We start from the raw sequence: 19,081 nt of genomic DNA on the forward strand, positions 1-19,081 counted from the left end.
ACTGGCAGGCGGGAATCGTGAGGATCTTCGGCAAGGGACGGAACCGGCCCTCCGCCTCCTGGCGGCAGGCCACAGACCGTGCGTTCACGCTGATCGGCGACGGTCGGTACGAGGACGCGGGGGCGCTGCTGACGCGCGCCGCCGATCTGGAGCCCTGGTTGTCCGAGTCCTGGTTCAACCTCGCTCTTCTCCACAAGTTCCGGCACGACTGGGAGCAGGCGCGGGCGGCCGGCCTCAGGGCCGTGGCCCTGCTGGACCGGGAGACGGGCGCACCTGACTGGTGGAACGTCGGCATCGCGGCCACCGCACTGCAGGACTGGCCGCTGGCGCGGCGGGCCTGGCAGGCGTACGGCCTGCGGGTGCCGGGCGGTGCCACCGCCTCCGGCGAGCCCGTGGGGATGGACCTCGGCAGTGCGGCCGTACGGCTGTCCCCGGAGGGCGAGGCCGAGGTGGTGTGGGGGCGTCGGCTGGACCCCGCGCGGATCGAGGTGCTGTCCATTCCGCTGCCGTCGTCCGGGCGGCGCTGGGGCGAGGTGGTCCTGCACGACGGGGTGCCCCACGGGGAGCGGACCACCGCCGTCGGGCACTCCTATCCGGTGTTCGACGAGATCGAGCTGTGGGCGCCCTCCCCGGTGCCCACCTGGGTGGTCCTCCTGGAGGCCGCCACCGAGGACGACCGGGACGCCCTGGAGCAGCTCGCCTCCGACGCCGGCTTCGCCGCGGAGGACTGGTCCTCGTCCGTACGGCTGCTGTGCCGGATGTGCTCGGAGTCCCGGATGCCGTCCGACGAGGGCGACGGGGAGCATCTCGACCCGCACGACCACAGTGAGCCGGGCCATCCGGGGCCGCTCGGGCATGTGACCGACGGGCAGCTGTGGGTGCCGGAGCGGGAGTGCGGGGTGGCCGCGCCGGCCTCGCTGGTGCGGGGGCTGCTGGACGGGTGGGTCGCGGACAGCCCGGACTCCCGGGAGTGGCGGGACCTCGAAGAGGTCTGCTGAGGCCATGGCGCCCCGCCGTCCCCTTTAGGCTGTACTCGCAGAACTCCCAGGCATGCAGGAAGGCATACGTCGGTCATGGCGCAGCAGGACACCGATCAGCAGCACGCGGGCGTGCTCCCCGTGGACGACGAGGGCTTCGTCATCGACACCGAGGACACCGAGGAGCGCGAGAACGCCTGGCGTGAGCGCGGCACCTCGCGGCCGATCACGGTGGTCGGGAACCCGGTGCTGCACAAGGAGTGCAAGGACGTCACCGAGTTCGGGGCGGAGCTGGACCAGCTGGTCGCGGACATGTTCGCCTCGCAGCGCACCGCCGAGGGCGTGGGCCTGGCCGCCAACCAGATCGGCGTCGACCGGAAGGTCTTCGTGTACGACTGCCTGGACGACGAGGGCAAGCGGCACGTCGGTGTCGTGTGCAACCCGAAGCTCGTCGACCTGCCCGCCGACAAGCGCCGGCTGGACGACAGCAACGAGGGCTGTCTGTCGGTGCCCACCGCGTACGCGCCGCTCGCCCGCCCGGACTACGCGGAGGTGACGGGGCAGGACGAGAAGGGCAACCCGGTCAAGGTGCGCGGCACCGGCTACTTCGCTCGGTGTTTGCAGCACGAGACCGACCACCTGTACGGGTACCTCTACATCGACCGTCTCTCCAAGCGCGAACGCAAGGACGCACTGCGGCAAATGGCCGAGAACGAGCCCCGCTACCCCGTGGTCGCCAACGACTGAGTGCCCCGCCGCCTCACAACTCCCATACGTACGGCGCCTGATCAGGAGAACCTTCCTGGCCAGGCGCCGTTCGTCTGCGCTTCCTACATTCGATCCCTGCTGCTCTTCCAGTGATCCAGAACCAGTCACGCAACGGGAGGATCTCAACACTGTGGGGTAGTGAATGAAGCAAATCCGTTCCCAGATCGGTCAGTTGTGGTGCTGAATGGGGGGAGCGGGGATACGCAACGGCGCACGCCCGGCACAGCGGGAGGGGTGTGTACGCCAACTGGCGGCTGGAAGGGGTTTGTTCGTGCCTGCTTTCCCACACAGCACCACATCGACACCGACGGCGATCGCGGTTCCACCGTCGCTCTCTCTCCCGGTGGTCGAGGCAGCGTTTCCCAGGCAACTGCATCCGTATTGGCCCAGGCTCCAGGACAAGACCCGTACCTGGCTACTGGAAAAACGGCTCATGCCGGCGGACAAGGTGGAGGAATATGCCGACGGCCTGTGCTACACCGACCTGATGGCGGGGTACTACCTCGGTGCCCCCGACGAGGTGCTTCAGGCGATAGCGGACTACAGCGCGTGGTTCTTCGTCTGGGACGACCGCCACGACCGTGACGTCGTGCACGGCCGCCCGGCCGCCTGGCGGCGGCTCAGGTTACGCCTGCACGCGGCACTCGACTCGCCACGGAACCATCTGCACCACGAGGACTCGCTGGTCGCCGGGTTCGCGGACAGCGTGATGCGGCTGTACTCGTTCTCGCCGCACACCTGGAGCGCCCGGTTCGCCCGGCACTTCCACGAGGTGATCGAGGCGTACGACAGGGAATTCCACAACCGTACCGAAGGCATCGTCCCCCCGGTCGAGGAATACCTCGCGCTACGGCGATTCACCTTCGCGCACTGGATCTGGACCGATCTCCTGGAACCGGCCGCGGGCTGCGAACTCCCGGACGGTGTGCGGAAACACCCGGCATATCGGCGGGCGGCCCTCCTCAGTCAGGAATTCGCCGCCTGGTACAACGACCTCTGTTCGCTCCCCAAGGAAATAGCGGGCGACGAGGTGCATAATCTCGGAATCAGCCTCATCAAACACGAGGGGCTGACCCTGGAAGAGGCGGTCGCCGAAGTCCGGCGACGGGTCGAGCGATGCGTGTCCGAATTCCTCGTCGCCGAACGCGACGCCCTGCGTTTCGCCGACGACCTCGCCGACGGAACGGTGCGCGGAAAGGAACTGAGCGCCGCCGTGCGGTCCTGTGTCGCCAATATGCGGAACTGGTTCAGCGCCGTCTACTGGTTCCACCACGAGTCCGGCCGGTACATGGTCGACAGCTGGGACGACCGGTCCACGCCCCCGTACGTCAACAACGAAGCGGCAGGTGAGAAATGACCGTCGAATCTGTGAAGCCCGCGGCACCGGAGGTCCGGGAACTGCGCGAGCCGCCCCTGGCGGGCGGCGCTGTCCCGGTCCTCGGCCACGGCTGGAAGCTGGCGCGCGATCCCCTCAGCTTCATGGCCCGGCTGCGCGACCACGGCGACGTCGTACGCCTCAGGCTCGGCCTCAAGACGGTGTACGCCGTCACCACGCCGGCCCTCACCGGAGAATTGGCGCTGAGCACCGACTACATCATCGCCGGCCCGCTGTGGGAGTCGCTGGAGGGCCTGCTCGGCAAGGAGGGTGTGGCCACCGCCAACGGGCCCACGCACCGGCGCCAGCGGCGCACCATCCAGCCCGCCTTCCGGCTCGACGCCATCCCCGCGTACGGGCCGATCATGGAGGAGGAGGCGCACGCGCTGGCCGAGCGCTGGAAGCCCGGCGAGACCGTCGACTGCACCTCCGAGTCCTTCCGGATCGCGGTGCGCATCGCGGCCCGCTGTCTGCTGCGCGGCGACTTCATGGACGAGCGCGCCGAGCGGCTGTGCGTCGCCCTCGCCACCGTCTTCCGGGGCATGTACCGGCGGATGGTGATTCCCGCGGGTCCGCTCTACCGGTTGCCGCTTCCGGCCAATCGCCAATTCAACCGCGCACTGGCCGATTTGCATCTCCTCGTCGACGAGATCGTCGCCGAACGGAGGGCATCTGGTCAAAAGCCGGACGATTTGCTGACGGCATTGCTGGAGGCGAAGGACGAGAATGGCGAGCCCATCGGGGAACAGGAGATCCACGATCAGGTCGTCGCCATCCTCACGCCCGGCAGCGAAACCGTCGCGTCCACGATCATGTGGCTGCTCCAGGTCCTCGCGGAACATCCGGAGCAGGCGGACAGGGTGTGCGCCGAAGTCGAATCCGTCACCGGCGGGCGGCCGGTGGCATTCCAGGACGTCCGGGCGCTCGGGCACACGAACAATGTCGTCGTCGAAGCCATGCGTTTGCGGCCCGCCGTATGGATTCTGACGCGACGGGCGGTGCGGGACACCGAACTCGGTGGCTGTCGCATCCCGGCCGGTGCCGACATCATCTACAGCCCGTACGCGATCCAGCGCGACGGCCGGTCCTATGCGGACAACCTGGCGTTCGACCCCGACCGCTGGCTTCCCGACCGGGTCAAGGACGTGCCGAAGCACGCCATGAGCCCGTTCAGTGTGGGCAACCGCAAGTGCCCGAGCGACCACTTCTCGATGGCCCAGCTGACGCTCGTCACGGCCGCGCTGGCGGCGAAGTACCGCTTCGAGCAGGTGTCCGGGTCCGACGACACGACCCGGGTGGGCATCACGCTGCGCCCGCAGCGGCTGCTGCTGAAGCCGGTTCGCCGGTGAGGGGTCAGGCCGCCTCGGGGCCCCGGAAGGTGCGCCGGTAGGCGTTCGGGGTGGTGCCCACCGCCCGGACGAACTGGTGGCGCAGCGCGGCCGCGTTGCCGAACCCTGTTCGACCGGCGATCGCGTCCACGGTCTCGTCCGTCGCCTCCAGCAACCGCTGGGCCAGCAGCACCCGTTGGCGCAGGATCCAGCGGTAGGGAGTCGTCCCCGTCTCCTGCTGGAAGCGACGGGCGAAGGTGCGCGGTGACATGTGGGCGCGGTCGGCGAGCTGCTCGACCGTGACCTCCTCGTCGAGGTGCTGCTCCATCCACACCAGCACCTCGCCGACGGTGTCGCACTGCGACCGGGGCAGCGGCCGCTCGATGTACTGGGCCTGCCCGCCGTCCCGGTGCGGAGGTACGACCATCCGCCGGGCGATCTTGTTGGCGACCTCGGGCCCCTGTTCCTTGCGGACGATGTGCAGACAGGCGTCGATGCCGGCGGCGGTGCCGGCCGAGGTGATCACGGGGTCCTCGTCCACGTACAGCACGTCCGGCTCGATGATCGCCTTTGGGTAGCGCCGGGCCAGCTCGTCCGCCTGCCGCCAGTGCACACTGCACCGCCGACCGTCCAGCAGCCCGGCGGCACCGAGCAGGAAGACGCCGGAGCAGACGCTGAGCACCCGGGCGCCGCGGTCGACGGCTCGGACCAGGGAGTCCAGGAGCTCGGGCGGATAGTCCCGCGTGACGTAGTCGCTCCCGGCCGGTACCGCGATCAGGTCGGCCTCCGCCAGCCGGTCGAGGCCGTACGGCGTGGAGACGGTGAGGCCGCCGACATGCGTGCCGAGTGAGGGGCCCTCCGCCGAGACCACCGCGAAGTCGTAGGTCGGCAGGCCCTCGTCGCTCCGGTCGATGCCGAAGACCTCGCAGACGACGCCGAGTTCGAAGGGGTGCACGCCGTTGAGCAGGACCGCGGCCACGTTGTTCAGCATGCTGCCAGTGTGCCTCGGAGCTGGCAGTAAATCGAGGGTCCACGGCAGTCCTGCCACTGTTGGTAAGGAGTGTCCGGCAGGACAGTGGTGTCTATGAACACGACACAGACAGAAGGCCTGATCGGAATGCTCACCGTCCTCGGAATCCTCGTCCTCCTGGTCCTCCCGTCAGTGATCGGTATCGCGCGCGACCGGCGCGTCGACCGTCAGATCAGGGAGGCCCAGGAGGCCCGTGAGGACTACGAGGATCAGAAGTCCTCGTCCAGGTCCACGGTGCCCTCCACCGCGACCTGGTACGCCGACGGACGCCGCTCGAAGAAGTTGGTCAGCTCCTGAACACCCTGGAGCTCCATGAAGGAGAACGGGTTCTCCGAGCCGTACACCGGGGCGAAGCCGAGGCGCGTGAGCCGCTGGTCGGCGACACACTCCAGATACTGGCGCATGGACTCGGTGTTCATGCCCGGGAGGCCGTCACCGCACAGATCACGTCCGAACTGGAGCTCCGCCTCGACGGCCTCCTTGAGCATGTCGACGACCTGCTGCCGCAGCAGGTCGTCGAACAGTTCCGGCTCCTCCTTACGGACGGTGTCGACCACCTCGAAGGCGAAACTCATGTGCATCGTCTCGTCGCGGAACACCCAGTTGGTGCCGGTGGCCAGACCGTGCAGCAGACCACGGCTGCGGAACCAGTAGACGTACGCGAAGGCACCGTAGAAGAACAGGCCCTCGATGCACGCGGCGAAGCAGATGAGGTTGAGGAGGAAGCGGCGGCGGTCGGCCTTGGTCTCCAGGCGGTCCAGCTTCTCGACCTCGTTGATCCACTTGAAGCAGAACTCGGCCTTCTCGCGGATGGAGGGGATGTTCTCCACGGCGTCGAAGGCGGCCGCCCGGTCCTCCGGGTCGGGCAGGTAGGTGTCCAGGAGGGTCAGGTAGAACTGGACGTGGACCGCTTCCTCGAAGAGCTGCCTGCTGAGGTACAGCCGCGCCTCGGGGGAGTTGATGTGCTTGTACAGGGTCAGCACGAGGTTGTTCGCGACGATCGAGTCGCCCGTCGCGAAGAACGCGACCAGCCGGCCGATCATGTGCTGCTCGCCCGGCGTGAGCTTCGCCAGGTCGGTGACGTCGGAGTGGAGGTCGACCTCCTCGACGGTCCAGGTGTTCTTGATGGCGTCCCGGTAGCGCTCGTAGAAGTCCGGGTAGCGCATGGGGCGGAGAGTCAGCTCGAAGCCCGGGTCGAGCAGGTTCTTGGCAGACACGGTCTTGGCTTCGCTGGTCATCACTGGCAGGCCTCGCAGGACTCGGGGTTTTCCAGGGAGCAGGCGACGGCCTCTTCGGGGACCGACTGCTGCACGGGGGCAGTGGCCCGGGCCGCGCGGGCGATGCGGGTCGCCGGGCGCGAGCGCAGGTAGTACGTCGTTTTCAGGCCCGACTTCCAGGCGTACGCGTACATCGAGGAGAGCTTGCCGATGGTCGGCGTCTCCAGGAACAGGTTCAGGGACTGGGACTGGTCCAGGAACGGGGTCCGGGCCGCCGCCATGTCGATCAGGCCGCGCTGCGGGATCTCCCACGCCGTGCGGTACAGCGCCCGTACCTCCTCGGGGATCCAGGTGAAGCCCTGCACCGAGCCGTTCGCCTCGCGCAGCGCCTCACGGGTGCGGGCGTCCCAGACACCCAGCTTCTTCAGTTCCCCCACCAGGTACGAGTTGACCTGGAGGAACTCGCCGGACAGCGTCTCCCGCTTGAACAGGTTGGACACCTGCGGCTCGATGCACTCGTACACACCCGCGATCGACGCGATGGTGGCGGTCGGCGCGATGGCGAGCAGCAGGGAGTTGCGCATGCCGGTCGTGGCGACACGTGCCCGCAGGGCCGCCCAGCGCTCCGGCCAGGTCAGCTCGGTGTCGTAGTGGTCGGGGTGCAGCACCCCCTGGGCGGTACGGGTCTTCTCCCAGGCCGGCAGCGGGCCGTTGCGCTCGGCGAGGTCCGCTGAGGCCTCGTACGCGGCGAGCATGATGCGCTCGGCGATGCGGGTGGAGAGCTTGCGGGCTTCCGGCGAGTCGAAGGGCAGCCGCAGCTGGAAGAAGACGTCCTGGAGACCCATCACGCCGAGGCCGACCGGGCGCCACCTGGCGTTGGAGCGGCCCGCCTGCTCGGTCGGGTAGAAGTTGATGTCGACCACGCGGTCGAGGAAGGTGACGGCGGTGCGGACGGTCGCGTCCAGGCGTTCCCAGTCGATGTCCCCGGCCGTCCGGTCGACGAACGCGCCCAGGTTCACCGACCCCAGGTTGCAGACCGCCGTCTCCCCGTCGTCCGTGACCTCCAGGATCTCCGTGCAGAGGTTGGAGGAGTGCACGACGTGACCCGGCTCAGCCGTCTGGTTGGCCGTGCGGTTGGCGGCGTCCTTGAAAGTCATCCAGCCGTTGCCGGTCTGCGCGAGGGTGCGCATCATGCGGCCGTACAGGTCACGGGCGGGGATGGTCTTCTTCGCCAGCCCCTTCTGCTCGGCTGACCGGTACGCCGCGTCGAACTCCTCGCCCCACAGGTCCACCAGCTCGGGCACGTCGGACGGCGAGAAGAGCGACCACGGCGCGTCGGCGTTCACGCGGCGCATGAACTCGTCCGGGATCCAGTGCGCGAGGTTCAGGTTGTGCGTACGGCGGGCGTCCTCGCCGGTGTTGTCCCGCAGCTCCAGGAACTCCTCGATGTCGGAGTGCCAGGTCTCCAGGTAGACCGCGGCCGCGCCCTTGCGCCGGCCGCCCTGGTTCACGGCGGCGACCGAGGCGTCCAGCGTCTTCAGGAACGGGACGATGCCGTTGGAGTGCCCGTTCGTGCCGCGGATCAGCGAACCGCGGGAGCGGATACGGGAGTAGGCGATGCCGATGCCGCCCGCGTGCTTGGAGAGCCGGGCGACCTGGTGGTAGCGGTCGTAAATGGAGTCCAGCTCGTCCTTCGGGGAGTCGAGGAGGTAGCAGGACGACATCTGGGGGTGCCGGGTGCCGGAGTTGAAGAGGGTGGGGGAGGAGGGGAGGTAGTCGAGGCGGCTCATGAGCCGGTAGAGGGCGGCGACCTCGTCGAGGGCCCTGACCGTGTCGTCCTCGGCGAGCCCGGACGCCACCCGGAGCATGAAGTGCTGGGGCGTCTCGATCACAGCACGGGTGATCGGGTGCCGGAGCAGATAGCGGCTGTGCAGGGTGCGCAGGCCGAAGTAGCCGAAGCGGTCGTCGGCGTGCACGTCGACCAGGGCGTCGAGGCGGTCGGCGTGGACCCGCACGAACTCGGCCGTACGGTCCGCGATGAGGCCCTCGCGGTGGCCCACCGCCACCGACTCGGTGAAGGACGTGACGCCTTGGGAGGCGGCCTCGGCGCGGATGCCGATCGTCAGCAGGCGGGCGGCGAGCCGCGAGTAGGCGGGGTCCTCGGAGATGAGGCCGGCGGCCGCCTCGGTGGCCAGCTCGCGCAGTTCCGACCCGTCCGCCCGCGCGGACCGGCCGCGCAACGCGGCGGCGGCGACCCGGCCGGGGTCGGCGTCGGGTAGGTCGGCGGTCAGCTCGGTCAGGGTCCGCAGCAACACGGTCCCGGGACCGTCGTCGGCCACCGGGGTCACTGAAGCCGGATCTGCTGGCGCGATGGTCACGTGGGGCTCTCCCTCGCTCGGCACGGGGGCCTTGCGGAGGGCAGGCGGCAGCACACGAGCGCACGCGGCGTCGCGTCCACCGGCCCATTCCACGAGGCCCGGACGTCATGGCACCCGGGCCTGATGGCCGGGCGCGCTGTCGGCAGGTCCTCGGACTGACTCTCGTGCACGCGTATACGCGCATGAGTACACCGTTGCGGGACAGTTCCGGATTCGCACCGGATTCCCCTGCGGCGACAGCGAGCATGAGCATACATCTTGTGCCCGGCGAGGAAAGCACCCCCATATGTTGTGTCGCGCCGGTTTCAGAGTGTCAACTCGTAGGTGAGGAGAGTGATGTCGCCGACGCCCGGGACCGGGTTCCGGTCGCGCTCGGGAACGCGGACGAAGCCGAGGTGTTCGTAGCCGCTGGGCGGAGCGCATGGGGCGTCGCGTCGACAGGGCGACGACCGTGCGGGCCTCGGCGGCCCGGGCGCGGTCGGCGCACGCGCGTACGAGAAGCCCCCCGGCGCCTCGGCCGCGGGCCTCCCGAGCGACGGCGAACAGCCGTATCCCGGCTTCTCCGGGGCGGGCGACGTCGGCCACCAGCCGCCCGACGGCACGAAAGGTGACTCCGCCGAGGGCGCGCTCCCGCTCCACGGCGACCAGGACGCCCGCGGCGGCCCCATTTGGCCACGTCATCACGACGTCCACGCCGGGCAGCGTGCCTCAGGGATACGGCAACGGGCCGCCGGATGTTCTCCGACGGCCCGTCCGGGGTCGACCGCTAGTGAGCGGAGCCTGCCGTGGCCGGCGGCAGTTCCACCTGGACGCCCGGGTCGCCGGCGTCCGCCGTGTAGTCCTCGGGGGACGTCTCGTCGATGCCCTCGGGGGCCTTCAGCGCCTTCAGGGCGAAGGTGAGGACCACCGTGACGGCGACGTTGAGGAGGAACGCCGTCAGGCCGATGTAGCCGATCTCCCCGATGCCGGGGATCTCCTTGGACGAGCCGCCGAAGTGCTTCTGCGTCGGCGAGGCCACGCCGTACGCGGCGGCCGTGCCGTAGACCATGCCGACCGCCCAGCCGGCGAGCAGGGCCCAGCGGTGGAACCACCGCGTGAACAGGCCACCGACCAGGGCGGGGAAGGTCTGCAGGATCCAGATGCCGCCGAGCAGCTGGAAGTTGATGGCGACGGTCTTGTCCATGGTGAGGACGAAGGCCAGCGCGCCCACCTTCACCAGCAGGGACACCAGCTTGGAGACCTTGGTCTCCTGCGCCGGGGTGGCGTCCGGCTTGATGAAGTCCTTGTAGATGTTGCGGGTGAAAAGGTTCGCGGCCGCGATCGACATGATCGCCGCCGGCACCAGCGCGCCGATGCCGATGGCCGCGAAGGCCACGCCCGCGAACCAGTCCGGGAACATGTTCTCGAAGAGCTGCGGGATGGCCAACTGGCCGTTGCTGACCTTGACTCCGGCCGCGATCGCCATGAAGCCCAGCAGCGCCAGCAGGCCCAGCATCAGCGAGTACAGCGGCAGGATCGTGGTGTTGCGGCGGATCACCTCACGGCTCTTCGAGGACAGCGTTGCCGTGATCGAGTGCGGGTACATGAAGAGCGCGAGGGCGGAGCCCAACGCCAGCGTGGCGTAGGTCCATTGACCGGCCTCCGCCGGGACCAGCGCCCCGCGCGGTGCGCCGGTGGCCGGGTTGGTCTGGCTGTACGCCTCGCTCGCCTTGGCGAAGATCTCGTCGAACCCGCCCAGCTTGATCGGGATGTAGATGATCGCCACCGCGATGACGATATAGATCAGCGTGTCCTTCACGAACGCGATCAGAGCGGGTGCGCGCAGCCCGGACGAGTAGGTGTACGCCGCGAGCACACCGAAGGCGATCAGCAGCGGCAGGTCCTTGACGAACCAGTTGGTGTCCTCGCCGCCGCCGACGCCCATCACGTCGAGGACGGCCTGGATGCCGACCAGTTGGAGCGCGATGTACGGCATCGTCGCGAGGATGCCGGTCACGGCCACGGCGAGCGACAGGCCCTTGGAGCCGAAGCGGCCGCGCACGAAGTCGGAGGTCGTCACGTACCCGTGCTTGTGCGAGACCGACCAGAGGCGGGGCAGGAACGTGAAGATCAGCGGGTAGACCAGGATCGTGTAGGGCACCGCGAAGAAGCCCGCCGCGCCCGCCGCGTAGATCGCCGCCGGTACGGCGACGAAGGTGTACGCCGTGTACAGGTCGCCGCCGAGCAGGAACCAGGTGATCCAGGTGCCGAACGACCGGCCGCCCAGGCCCCATTCGTCGAGGCTGTGCTCGTTCTCGGCCTTGCGCCAGCGCGCGGCCAGGAAGCCCAGGATCGTGACGGCCAGGAAGAAGAAGATGAAGACGGCGAGTGCGACGCCGTTCACGCCGTCGTTCACTTGTCGGCACCTTCCTGACGGCCGCTCTGGTCACGGCGCCACAGCTTGTACGCGATCATCGTCAGCGCCGTGGAGATCACCACCCACGCCATCTGGTACCAGTAGAAGAACGGGATGCCGATGAAGGCGGGGTCGACTTTCGCGTACGAACCCACCCACAGCATCGCCACGAAAGGCGCGACGAGACAGAGCGCGATGACCACGCGGACCGGTGTCACCACCGGTGGTCTCACTTCAGGCGCATTGGACATACCGGGGCTCCGTCCCCTCACTGATCATCTGCGGAATGCGCAGGCAATCTAGGCGACGGTGTCAGGAGAGCGGAAGACCTCGTCCGCATATCGGTATGTGGTGGTTGTGTGTTGGTACGCACCGGGGAGTCCTCCCGTCCATGCGGCGACGGGAGGACCGTAGAGCAGGAGCGGCGGTTGCGCCACACCGCGTGCCGCACTCGTCCGGGTCAGTCCTGGGGGCGCTTGAGGCGGGCGACGAACTTGTAGCGGTCGCCGCGGTAGACGGACCGCACCCACTCCACCGGCTCGCCCTGCCGGTCCAGCGAGTGGCGGGACAGCATCAGCATCGGCAGGCCGACGTCGGTGCCGAGCAGGCCGGCCTCGCGCGGGGTGGCCAGCGAGGTCTCGATGGTCTCCTCGGCCTCGGCGAGATGGACGTCGTACACCTCGGCGAGCGCGGTGTAGAGGGACGTGTACTTGACCAGGGATCTGCGCAGGGCCGGGAAGCGCTTGGCACTCAGGTGCGTCGTCTCGATGGCCATCGGCTCGCCGTTGGCCATGCGCAGGCGCTCGATGCGCAGCACCCGTCCGCCGGCCGTGATGTCGAGCAGGCCGGCGAGGCGGTCGTCGGCGGTGATGTAGCCGATGTCGAGGAGCTGGGAGGTGGGTTCGAGGCCCTGGGCGCGCATGTCCTCGGTGTACGAGGTGAGTTGCAGCGCCTGCGAGACCTTCGGCTTGGCGACGAAGGTGCCCTTGCCCTGGATGCGCTCCAGGCGTCCCTCGACGACCAGTTCCTGAAGGGCCTGGCGCACGGTGGTGCGCGAGGTGTCGAACTCGGCGGCCAGCGTGCGCTCGGGCGGCACGGGCGTGCCGGGCGACTGCGTCTCCGTCATGTCGAGCAGATGCTTCTTCAGGCGGTAGTACTTGGGCACGCGCGCGGTACGGACGATCGCCCCACCCTCGTTCTCCGCACTGCTGACGTCGGTGCTCATGTTCTGCCTTCCCGGCTCCGGGTGCCGAAGCGACCGACGTCCCGTCGGCCACGGCTCACATCGTGGCACGGCAGCGTACCGGGATGTCCCCGCGCGCTGCGTGATCTCCTCTGTATACCCCCGCGATGCCCGCTGGTCTAGTCCACCAGGCCTCTTCTGTCGGCGGGCGGTCCATCGGAACTGGTCCGTCCGATCTGTCGCTTGTCTGGCGCTTGCGGAATGAAAGGTCCCTGCATATCTCGGTACCGCAACGGACGCCTCGCGCCTGCTGGAACACCCTTGACAGCCCTATTGGTCTGGGCCAAGCTCCCCCTACTGGTCTACACCATTGGTCCAGTCCCGGCCCCGCTGGGCGGTACCCACCACAACGGTCACCGCAGGGAGCGTGGGGGGTTTGAGGGCATCCCTGAGGAGGGTGGCATGAAGCGCAAGCTGACAGCCGCGATCGGCATCGCGGGCATGATGGTCTCCATCGCGGCGTGCGGGGGCGACAGTGGCAGCGGGGACTCGGACAAGAGCGGCGCGGACGCCAAGGAGCTGACCGTCTGGCTCACCGTCGACGCCCAGAACAACTGGCCGGAGCTGGTGAAGGCGGCCGACGCCGCGGTCACGAAGGCGCACCCCGGCATCAAGATCAACCACGAGTACTACGGCTGGCCGGACAAGAACGCGAAGCTCGACGCGGTCCTCGCCACCGACAAGGCCCCCGACGTGGTCGAGATGGGCAACACCGAGATGCTGAGCTACATGGTCAAGGGTGCCTTCGCGCCCCTCGACCCGGCGAAGTTCGACAACTCCTCCGCCTGGCTGGACGGCCTCAGGGCCTCGGTGACGTACGACGACAAGACCTACGGCGTCCCCTACTACGCCGGTGGCCGTGTCGCCAACTGGCGCAAGGACCTGTTCGCCTCGGTGGGCGTCAAGTCCGCCCCGAAGACGTACGACGAGCTCACCGCCGCCCTGGACAAGCTCCAGAAGAAGGAGGGCGACAAGTTCAGCGCCTGGTACCAGCCCACCCGTGACTGGTACGCGGCCATGTCCTTCGTCTACGACGCCGGCGGCTCGATCGCCGTCGAGTCCGGCGGCCAGTGGAAGGGCAACCTCTCCGCGCCCGAGTCCCTCAAGGGTCTCGAGGAGTTCAAGAACGTCGTCGACAAGTACATGCACGGCGACAAGACCAAGGACGAGTCCGACCGTTACATCGTCTACGGCCAGGGCAAGTCCGGCATGATCTTCGCCCCCGCCTGGGAGGGCGCGACCGCCGCGGCGAAGGAGAACGACAAGACCGGCAAGCTCGCGGGCAACGTCGAGAACTTCGTGATGCCCGGCCCGTCCGGCAAGAACCTCCCCGTCTTCCTGGGCGGCAGCGACCTCGCCGTCCCGGTGAAGTCGGACGCGCAGGCCGTGGCCGCCGAGTGGATCAACGCGTTCACCAACTCCACCGGCCAGAAGGGCCTGATCGCCAAGGGCAACCTGCCCAACAACAAGACCGACCTCGCCACCCTGAAGAACGACCCGGCGACCGCGATCCCGGCCACCGCGGCCGAGTCCAACTGGTTCGTCCCGATGGCACCGGGCTGGGGCCAGGTCGAGAAGGCCCAGGTCCTGCAGACCATGCTGCAGAGCATCGGCACCGGCAAGAAGTCGGTCGAGGACGCCGCGAAGGACGCGGACGCCGCGATCGACAAGGTCATCAACAACAAGTGACCTGACGCAGGGCCCCGTTCGGCCCCGGGGGCATCCGGGGGCGGGGCCCTGCTTCCCGTACGACCCGCTGTACGGGCGTACGAGGGCTTCGGACGACCCGAGGGACCGCTGAGGAGCGCGCGGATGAGTGCCGACACGACCACCCCTGCCAAGGTGCCGCCGCCGCGGCAGGCACCGCCACCACCGGCCGTGGCGAAGAAGCCGCCCAGAGGGCGGACTTCCGGCGGAGCGGGTACCCCCTGGCTCCTGCTCGCCCCCTGCCTCCTGATCCTGGCGCTCGTCCTCGGCTATCCGATGGTCCGCCTGGTCGTCCTGTCCTTCCAGAAGTTCGGGCAGTCCCAGCTGTGGGGCTTCCAGCCGGCCGAGTCGGTCGGGTTCGACAACTTCACGGGTGTGCTCGGCGACGAGGAGTTCTGGGCGGTCGTGGTCCGCACGATCGTCTTCGCGGCCGGCTGCGTGATCTTCACGATGGTGGCCGGCATGCTGATCGCGCTGCTGCTCCAGCGGGTCTCCGGCTGGGTGAAGACGCTCATCAACATCGCGCTGGTGGCCGGCTGGGGCATGCCGATCATCGTCGCCACCACCGTCTTCAAATGGCTCTTCGACGCCGACTACGGCATCCTCAACGCCCTGCTCAGCAAGCTGCCGGGGGTCGAGATGATCGGCCACAACTGGTTCGCCAGCGGGCCGCAGGGCCTGGCCGTGATCATGCTCCTGGTGGTCTGGGGGGCCGTGCCCTTCGTCGTGATCACGCTGAGCGCCGGTCTCACCCAGGTCCCCAAGGAGATGGAAGAGGCGGCCCGGCTCGACGGCGCGGGCGCCTGGGGCGTCTTCCGTTACGTCACCCTCCCCATCCTCAAGCCGATCATCGTGATGCTGACGACCTTGTCGGTCATCTGGGACATGGGCGTCTTCCCCCAGGTCTTCGTGATGCGCAACGGCCATCCCGAGGCCGAGTTCCAGATCCTCACCACGTACTCGTACGACCGCGCCTTCGTGGTCAACGACTACGCCCAGGGCTCGGCGATCGCCCTGCTCACCGTGGTGTTGCTGCTCGGCGTGGTCGCCGTCTACATGCGCCAGATGCTGAAGATCGGAGAGGTCGAATGAGCACACTGACGACTCCCGGGCACCGGAAGTCGAAGGCCGGCTGGAACCTCCTCGGCCTCCTCGTCTTCGTCACCGCCGGCTTCCCCGTCTACTGGATGCTCAACACGGCGTTCAAGCCGGCCAAGGACGCCATCGACCCGGACCCGAGCGTGCTGCCCACGGGCCTCACCCTCGCCAACTTCAGCCGCGCACTGAACATCGCCGACTTCTGGGGCCCGGTCGGCCGCAGCCTCGTCGTGTCCCTCGCGGTGGTCGTGATCGGCATGGTCGTCGGCATGCTGGCCGCGCTCGCCATCTCCCGGTTCGCCTTCCGCGGCCGGAAGATCGTGATCGTCGGGATCCTCGCGGTCCAGATGGTCCCGCTGGTCGCGATGATCATCCCGGTCTTCCTGCTCCTGAACGACCTGGGCCAGTACGACCGGCTCACCGGCCTGATCATCACGTACCTGACCTTCATCCTCCCCTTCACGGTGTGGACGCTGCGCGGCTTCATCGTCAACATCCCCAAGGAGCTGGAGGAGGCGGCGATGGTCGACGGCTGCAGCCGCACCGGCGCCTTCGTCCGGGTGGTGTTCCCCTTGCTCGCCCCCGGCATGGTCGCCACCTCGGTCTACGGTTTCATCCAGGCCTGGAACGAATACCTGTACGCCCTCATGCTGCTCAGCCAGAAGAACCAGACCGCCACCGTGTGGCTCGGCAACTTCACCACCAAGCACGGCACCGAGTACGCCCCGATGATGGCCGGATCCACCATGATGGCCGTGCCGATCGTCGTCCTGTTCCTCCTCGTCCAGCGCAAGATGGCCGCGGGCCTGACCGCGGGCGCCGTGAAGGGATAACGCCCCCGATGACGACATTCGCCAGCGGTACAGACACCCTGACGCGCGACGCCCTCACCGTCCTCCAGCCCGGCTTCACGGGCACCACCGCCCCCGACTGGCTGCTGCGCCGCCTGGGCGAGGGCCTCGCGTCCGTCGGCCTGTTCGGCCGCAACATCGCCTCTCCCGACCAACTGGCCGCCCTCACCGCACAGTTGCGCGCCGAGCGTGACGACGTCCTGGTCGCGATCGACGAGGAGGGCGGAGACGTGACGCGCCTGGAGGTGCGCACGGGCTCCAGCTTCCCCGGCAACCACGCGCTGGGCGCGGTCGACGACGTCTCGCTCACGCAGGAGGTGGCCTTCGAACTCGGCCGCCGTCTCGCCGCCTGCGGCGTGAACCTCAACTGGGCGCCGTCGGCCGACGTGAACTCGAACCCGTCGAACCCCGTCATCGGCGTACGGTCCTTCGGCGCCGACCCCGACCTGGTCGCCCGGCACACCGCGGCCTACGTCAGCGGCCTCCAGTCGGCCGGCGTCGCCGCCTGCACCAAGCACTTCCCGGGCCACGGCGACACGGCGATCGACTCCCACCACGCGCTCCCGCGCATCGACGCGGACCCCTCAGTACTCGACGTCCGCGAACTGGCCCCGTTCAGCGCGGCGATCGCCGCCGGCACGCGGGCCGTGATGACCGCGCACATCCTGGTTCCGGCCCTGGACCCGAACCGCCCGGCCACGCTGTCCCGCCGGATCCTGACCGATCTGCTCCGCGGCGAACTCGGCTACGACGGCCTCATCGTCACCGACGGCATGGAAATGCAGGCCATCGCCGGCACCTACGGCATCGAACGCGGCAGCGTCCTCGCCCTCGCCGCCGGCGCCGACGCGATCTGCGTCGGCGGCGGCCTGTCCGACGACGCGACGGTACGCCGCCTGCGCGACGCCCTGACCACCGCGGTACACACCGGCGAACTCCCCGAGGAACGTCTGGCGGAGGCGGCGGAACGGGTGCGGGGGTTGGCTCGGTGGACGGCGTCACCGGGTGCCGGGTCGGCATCGGCGTCCGAGGCTGAGGGTGCCTCTTCCGCTCGGGAGACCGTCGGAGGGGATGTCGGTCTGCGTGCGGCCCGGCGTGCCCTTCGGCTGACCGGCGCCGAGGACTTCACCCCGCTCACCGAGCCGCCGTACGTCGCCGCACTCACCCCCGTCGCGAACTTCGCCGTCGGCGACGAGACCCCGTGGGGCGTCGCCGCGGAACTCTCCCGCCTGCTTCCCGGCACGCAGACCGGCAGCTACGCGGGGGAGGAGGCAGGGACCTCGGCCCTGGCGTCGGCCGGCTCGCGCCGCATCGTGGCCGTCGTCCGCGACGAACACCGCCACCCCTGGATGGCCGCAGCCCTCGACACCCTCCTGGCCTCCCGCCCCGACACGATCGTCGTCGAAATGGGCCTCCCTCAGGCCACCCCCCGAGGCGCCCTCCACATCGCCACCCACGGCGCCGCCCGCGTCTGCGGCCGAGCGGCGGCGGAGATCATCACGGGCGCATGACCACTCCACGATCCAACGGCCGGCCTGGCGACAGCCACCCGGCAGCCGGGACCCACACCCACCCCGGACGAAGCCTCCCGGCGCCGGGTGGTGGTGGGCTCCCGCGTGGTGGGGTCTCCGCTCTGGGCGGTGGGGGGCTCCCGCGTGGTGGGGCCTCCGCTCTGGGCGGTGGGGGGCTCCCGCGTGGTGGGGTCTCCGCCCCGCTCGGTGGCGGGCTCCCGCGTGGTCGGCACGCTCTCCCGCGGCCGGGCACGCGCTGCCGCTCGGGTGAGCCTCCACCCTGGCCCAGCTCAAAACGCGCCCCCGCACCACAAAGGCGCCGATCACCCCTCCCGGGCGGTCGGCGCCTTCGTGTCTGTCCCCCGCTTCCGCTAGATCCCCTGCCACTCCGGCTTGTTGGCGTACGTGTGGCGGAAGTAGTCCGCCAGCTTCAGCTTGGACGCGGCGGCATCGTCGATGACGACCGTCGCGTGGGGATGGAGCTGGAGTGCCGAGGCCGGGCACACCGCGGCGATCGGTCCCTCGACGGTCGCGGCGACCGCGTCCGCCTTGCCCTCGCCCGTCGCGAGCAGCACCAGGTGCCGCGCCTCCAGGATGGTTCCGATGCCCTGCGTGATGACGTGATGCGGCACCTGCTCGATGTCGCCGTCGAAGAAGCGCGCGTTGTCGATCCGCGTCTGCTCGGTCAGCGTCTTGATCCGCGTGCGTGAGGCCAGCGAGGAGCACGGCTCGTTGAAGCCGATGTGTCCGTCGGTCCCGATCCCCAGCAGCTGCAGATCCACCCCGCCGGCCTCGGCCAACGCCCTGTCGTACGCCTCGCTCGCCCCCTGGACGTCCTCGGCTGTGCCGTCCGGTCCCATGAACGCGTCCATCCCGATCCCGAGCGGCTCCAGCACCTCGCGCCTGAGCACCGAGCGGTACGACTCCGGATGCTCGGCGGGCAGCCCCACGTACTCGTCGAGCTGAGCGATCCGAACCCGTGAGGCGTCCACGGCACCGGACCGCACCTTCGCCGCCAGCGCCTCGTAGACGGGCAGCGGCGTCGACCCGGTGGCCACGCCGAGCAGGGCGCCGGGCTTGCGCCGGAGCAGCTGTGCCATGGCCTCGGCGATGAGTTCGCCGCCCGACTTGGCGTCCGGAACGATGACAACTTCCACGCTGGGCCTGCCGATCTGAAGAGAGGGGACTCGACTCTGAAGAGGG

Annotated in this window: 16 protein-coding genes, 1 pseudogene and 1 riboswitch; of the genes and pseudogenes, 9 read left to right on the plus strand and 8 right to left on the minus strand. The window is 69.1% G+C overall.

What is annotated here, in order from left to right:
- Nucleotides 1-17 precede the first annotated feature (17 nt).
- The 4 genes from ACFWWR_RS22970 (at nt 18) to ACFWWR_RS22985 (ending at nt 4,469) form a co-directional block, all read left to right on the plus strand.
- Nucleotides 18-998 carry a tetratricopeptide repeat protein gene (locus ACFWWR_RS22970; protein WP_383872404.1) on the plus strand — a complete coding sequence of 327 codons (981 nt, stop codon included), beginning with the start codon at nt 18-20 and terminating at the stop codon, nt 996-998.
- A 75-nt stretch (nt 999-1,073) separates the two neighbouring features.
- Nucleotides 1,074-1,724: a peptide deformylase gene (gene def / locus ACFWWR_RS22975; protein ID WP_383872401.1), complete on the plus strand. Its 651-nt coding sequence runs from the start codon at nt 1,074-1,076 to the stop codon at nt 1,722-1,724.
- A gap of 292 nt (nt 1,725-2,016) precedes the next feature.
- Complete coding sequence (gene cyc1 / locus ACFWWR_RS22980) at nt 2,017-3,102, plus strand: epi-isozizaene synthase (protein WP_384305046.1); 1,086 nt, start codon at nt 2,017-2,019, stop codon at nt 3,100-3,102.
- Entirely contained in the window at nt 3,099-4,469 is a 1,371-nt protein-coding gene (locus tag ACFWWR_RS22985; RefSeq protein ID WP_383872396.1) for a cytochrome P450, read from the plus strand. Before cyc1 ends, ACFWWR_RS22985 begins: the two co-directional genes overlap by 4 nt.
- A 4-nt stretch (nt 4,470-4,473) precedes the next feature.
- Here ACFWWR_RS22985 and ACFWWR_RS22990 read toward each other — a convergent pair whose 3' ends face one another.
- Entirely contained in the window at nt 4,474-5,439 is a 966-nt protein-coding gene (locus tag ACFWWR_RS22990) for a GlxA family transcriptional regulator (protein ID WP_383872392.1), read from the minus strand.
- A 93-nt stretch (nt 5,440-5,532) separates the two neighbouring features.
- Here ACFWWR_RS22990 and ACFWWR_RS22995 point away from each other — a divergent pair, with 93 nt between their 5' ends.
- Nucleotides 5,533-5,775, plus strand: coding sequence for a hypothetical protein (locus ACFWWR_RS22995; protein WP_383872389.1), 243 nt, complete (start codon nt 5,533-5,535; stop codon nt 5,773-5,775).
- Here ACFWWR_RS22995 and ACFWWR_RS23000 read toward each other — a convergent pair.
- From ACFWWR_RS23000 to ACFWWR_RS23025, 6 genes and pseudogenes are all read right to left on the minus strand, one after another.
- A complete protein-coding gene (locus tag ACFWWR_RS23000) occupies nt 5,688-6,716 on the minus strand; it encodes a ribonucleotide-diphosphate reductase subunit beta (protein ID WP_383872386.1) in 1,029 nt (342 codons plus the stop codon). The two genes, ACFWWR_RS22995 and ACFWWR_RS23000, sit on opposite strands and share 88 nt — an antisense overlap.
- Nucleotides 6,716-9,073 carry a ribonucleoside-diphosphate reductase subunit alpha gene (locus tag ACFWWR_RS23005; protein ID WP_383872383.1) on the minus strand — a complete coding sequence of 786 codons (2,358 nt, stop codon included), beginning with the start codon at nt 9,071-9,073 and terminating at the stop codon, nt 6,716-6,718. Before ACFWWR_RS23005 ends, ACFWWR_RS23000 begins: the two co-directional genes overlap by 1 nt.
- 145 nt (nt 9,074-9,218) lie before the next feature.
- Nucleotides 9,219-9,301, minus strand: a riboswitch (cobalamin riboswitch).
- Between the two features lie 77 nt (nt 9,302-9,378).
- Nucleotides 9,379-9,736: pseudogene (locus tag ACFWWR_RS23010) on the minus strand (GNAT family N-acetyltransferase); the annotation flags it as partial.
- A 103-nt stretch (nt 9,737-9,839) separates the two neighbouring features.
- Nucleotides 9,840-11,468, minus strand: coding sequence for a monocarboxylate uptake permease MctP (gene mctP, locus ACFWWR_RS23015; RefSeq protein ID WP_383872380.1), 1,629 nt, complete (start codon nt 11,466-11,468; stop codon nt 9,840-9,842).
- Nucleotides 11,465-11,719 carry a DUF3311 domain-containing protein gene (locus ACFWWR_RS23020; protein ID WP_383872377.1) on the minus strand — a complete coding sequence of 85 codons (255 nt, stop codon included), beginning with the start codon at nt 11,717-11,719 and terminating at the stop codon, nt 11,465-11,467. Before ACFWWR_RS23020 ends, mctP begins: the two co-directional genes overlap by 4 nt.
- Nucleotides 11,720-11,928: 209 nt before the next feature.
- Nucleotides 11,929-12,693 (minus strand): GntR family transcriptional regulator, encoded by a 765-nt coding sequence (locus ACFWWR_RS23025; protein ID WP_217239441.1) that lies wholly within the window; start codon nt 12,691-12,693, stop codon nt 11,929-11,931.
- 420 nt (nt 12,694-13,113) lie between these two features.
- Here ACFWWR_RS23025 and ACFWWR_RS23030 point away from each other — a divergent pair, with 420 nt between their 5' ends.
- From ACFWWR_RS23030 to ACFWWR_RS23045, 4 genes are all read left to right on the plus strand, one after another.
- Nucleotides 13,114-14,400: an extracellular solute-binding protein gene (locus ACFWWR_RS23030; protein WP_384305048.1), complete on the plus strand. Its 1,287-nt coding sequence runs from the start codon at nt 13,114-13,116 to the stop codon at nt 14,398-14,400.
- 123 nt (nt 14,401-14,523) lie between these two features.
- Nucleotides 14,524-15,510, plus strand: coding sequence for a carbohydrate ABC transporter permease (locus tag ACFWWR_RS23035; RefSeq protein WP_383872372.1), 987 nt, complete (start codon nt 14,524-14,526; stop codon nt 15,508-15,510).
- A complete protein-coding gene (locus ACFWWR_RS23040; protein ID WP_383872369.1) occupies nt 15,507-16,349 on the plus strand; it encodes a carbohydrate ABC transporter permease in 843 nt (280 codons plus the stop codon). Before ACFWWR_RS23035 ends, ACFWWR_RS23040 begins: the two co-directional genes overlap by 4 nt.
- 8 nt (nt 16,350-16,357) lie before the next feature.
- Nucleotides 16,358-17,878: a glycoside hydrolase family 3 protein gene (locus ACFWWR_RS23045; protein ID WP_383872366.1), complete on the plus strand. Its 1,521-nt coding sequence runs from the start codon at nt 16,358-16,360 to the stop codon at nt 17,876-17,878.
- Nucleotides 17,879-18,249: 371 nt separating this feature from the next.
- Here ACFWWR_RS23045 and nagB read toward each other — a convergent pair whose 3' ends face one another.
- Entirely contained in the window at nt 18,250-19,035 is a 786-nt protein-coding gene (nagB, locus tag ACFWWR_RS23050; protein WP_383872363.1) for a glucosamine-6-phosphate deaminase, read from the minus strand.
- Nucleotides 19,036-19,081 lie beyond the last annotated feature (46 nt).

The organism is Streptomyces sp. NPDC058678, assembly GCF_042714835.1.
In the GTDB taxonomy this organism is placed as follows: domain Bacteria; phylum Actinomycetota; class Actinomycetes; order Streptomycetales; family Streptomycetaceae; genus Streptomyces.

Excerpts from the sequence above, each read along its gene's own strand:
- ACFWWR_RS23030 (WP_384305048.1), top strand. The coding sequence starts at position 13,114 with ATGAAGCGCAAGCTGACAGCCGCGATCGGCATCGCGGGCATGATGGTC.
- ACFWWR_RS23045 (WP_383872366.1), top strand. The coding sequence starts at position 16,358 with ATGACGACATTCGCCAGCGGTACAGACACCCTGACGCGCGACGCCCTC.
- ACFWWR_RS23025 (WP_217239441.1), bottom strand. The coding sequence starts at position 12,693 with ATGAGCACCGACGTCAGCAGTGCGGAGAACGAGGGTGGGGCGATCGTC.
- ACFWWR_RS22985 (WP_383872396.1), top strand. The coding sequence starts at position 3,099 with ATGACCGTCGAATCTGTGAAGCCCGCGGCACCGGAGGTCCGGGAACTG.
- ACFWWR_RS23020 (WP_383872377.1), bottom strand. The coding sequence starts at position 11,719 with ATGTCCAATGCGCCTGAAGTGAGACCACCGGTGGTGACACCGGTCCGC.
- def (WP_383872401.1), top strand. The coding sequence starts at position 1,074 with ATGGCGCAGCAGGACACCGATCAGCAGCACGCGGGCGTGCTCCCCGTG.
- ACFWWR_RS23035 (WP_383872372.1), top strand. The coding sequence starts at position 14,524 with ATGAGTGCCGACACGACCACCCCTGCCAAGGTGCCGCCGCCGCGGCAG.
- ACFWWR_RS22995 (WP_383872389.1), top strand. The coding sequence starts at position 5,533 with ATGAACACGACACAGACAGAAGGCCTGATCGGAATGCTCACCGTCCTC.
- ACFWWR_RS23040 (WP_383872369.1), top strand. The coding sequence starts at position 15,507 with ATGAGCACACTGACGACTCCCGGGCACCGGAAGTCGAAGGCCGGCTGG.
- ACFWWR_RS22990 (WP_383872392.1), bottom strand. The coding sequence starts at position 5,439 with ATGCTGAACAACGTGGCCGCGGTCCTGCTCAACGGCGTGCACCCCTTC.
- ACFWWR_RS23000 (WP_383872386.1), bottom strand. The coding sequence starts at position 6,716 with ATGACCAGCGAAGCCAAGACCGTGTCTGCCAAGAACCTGCTCGACCCG.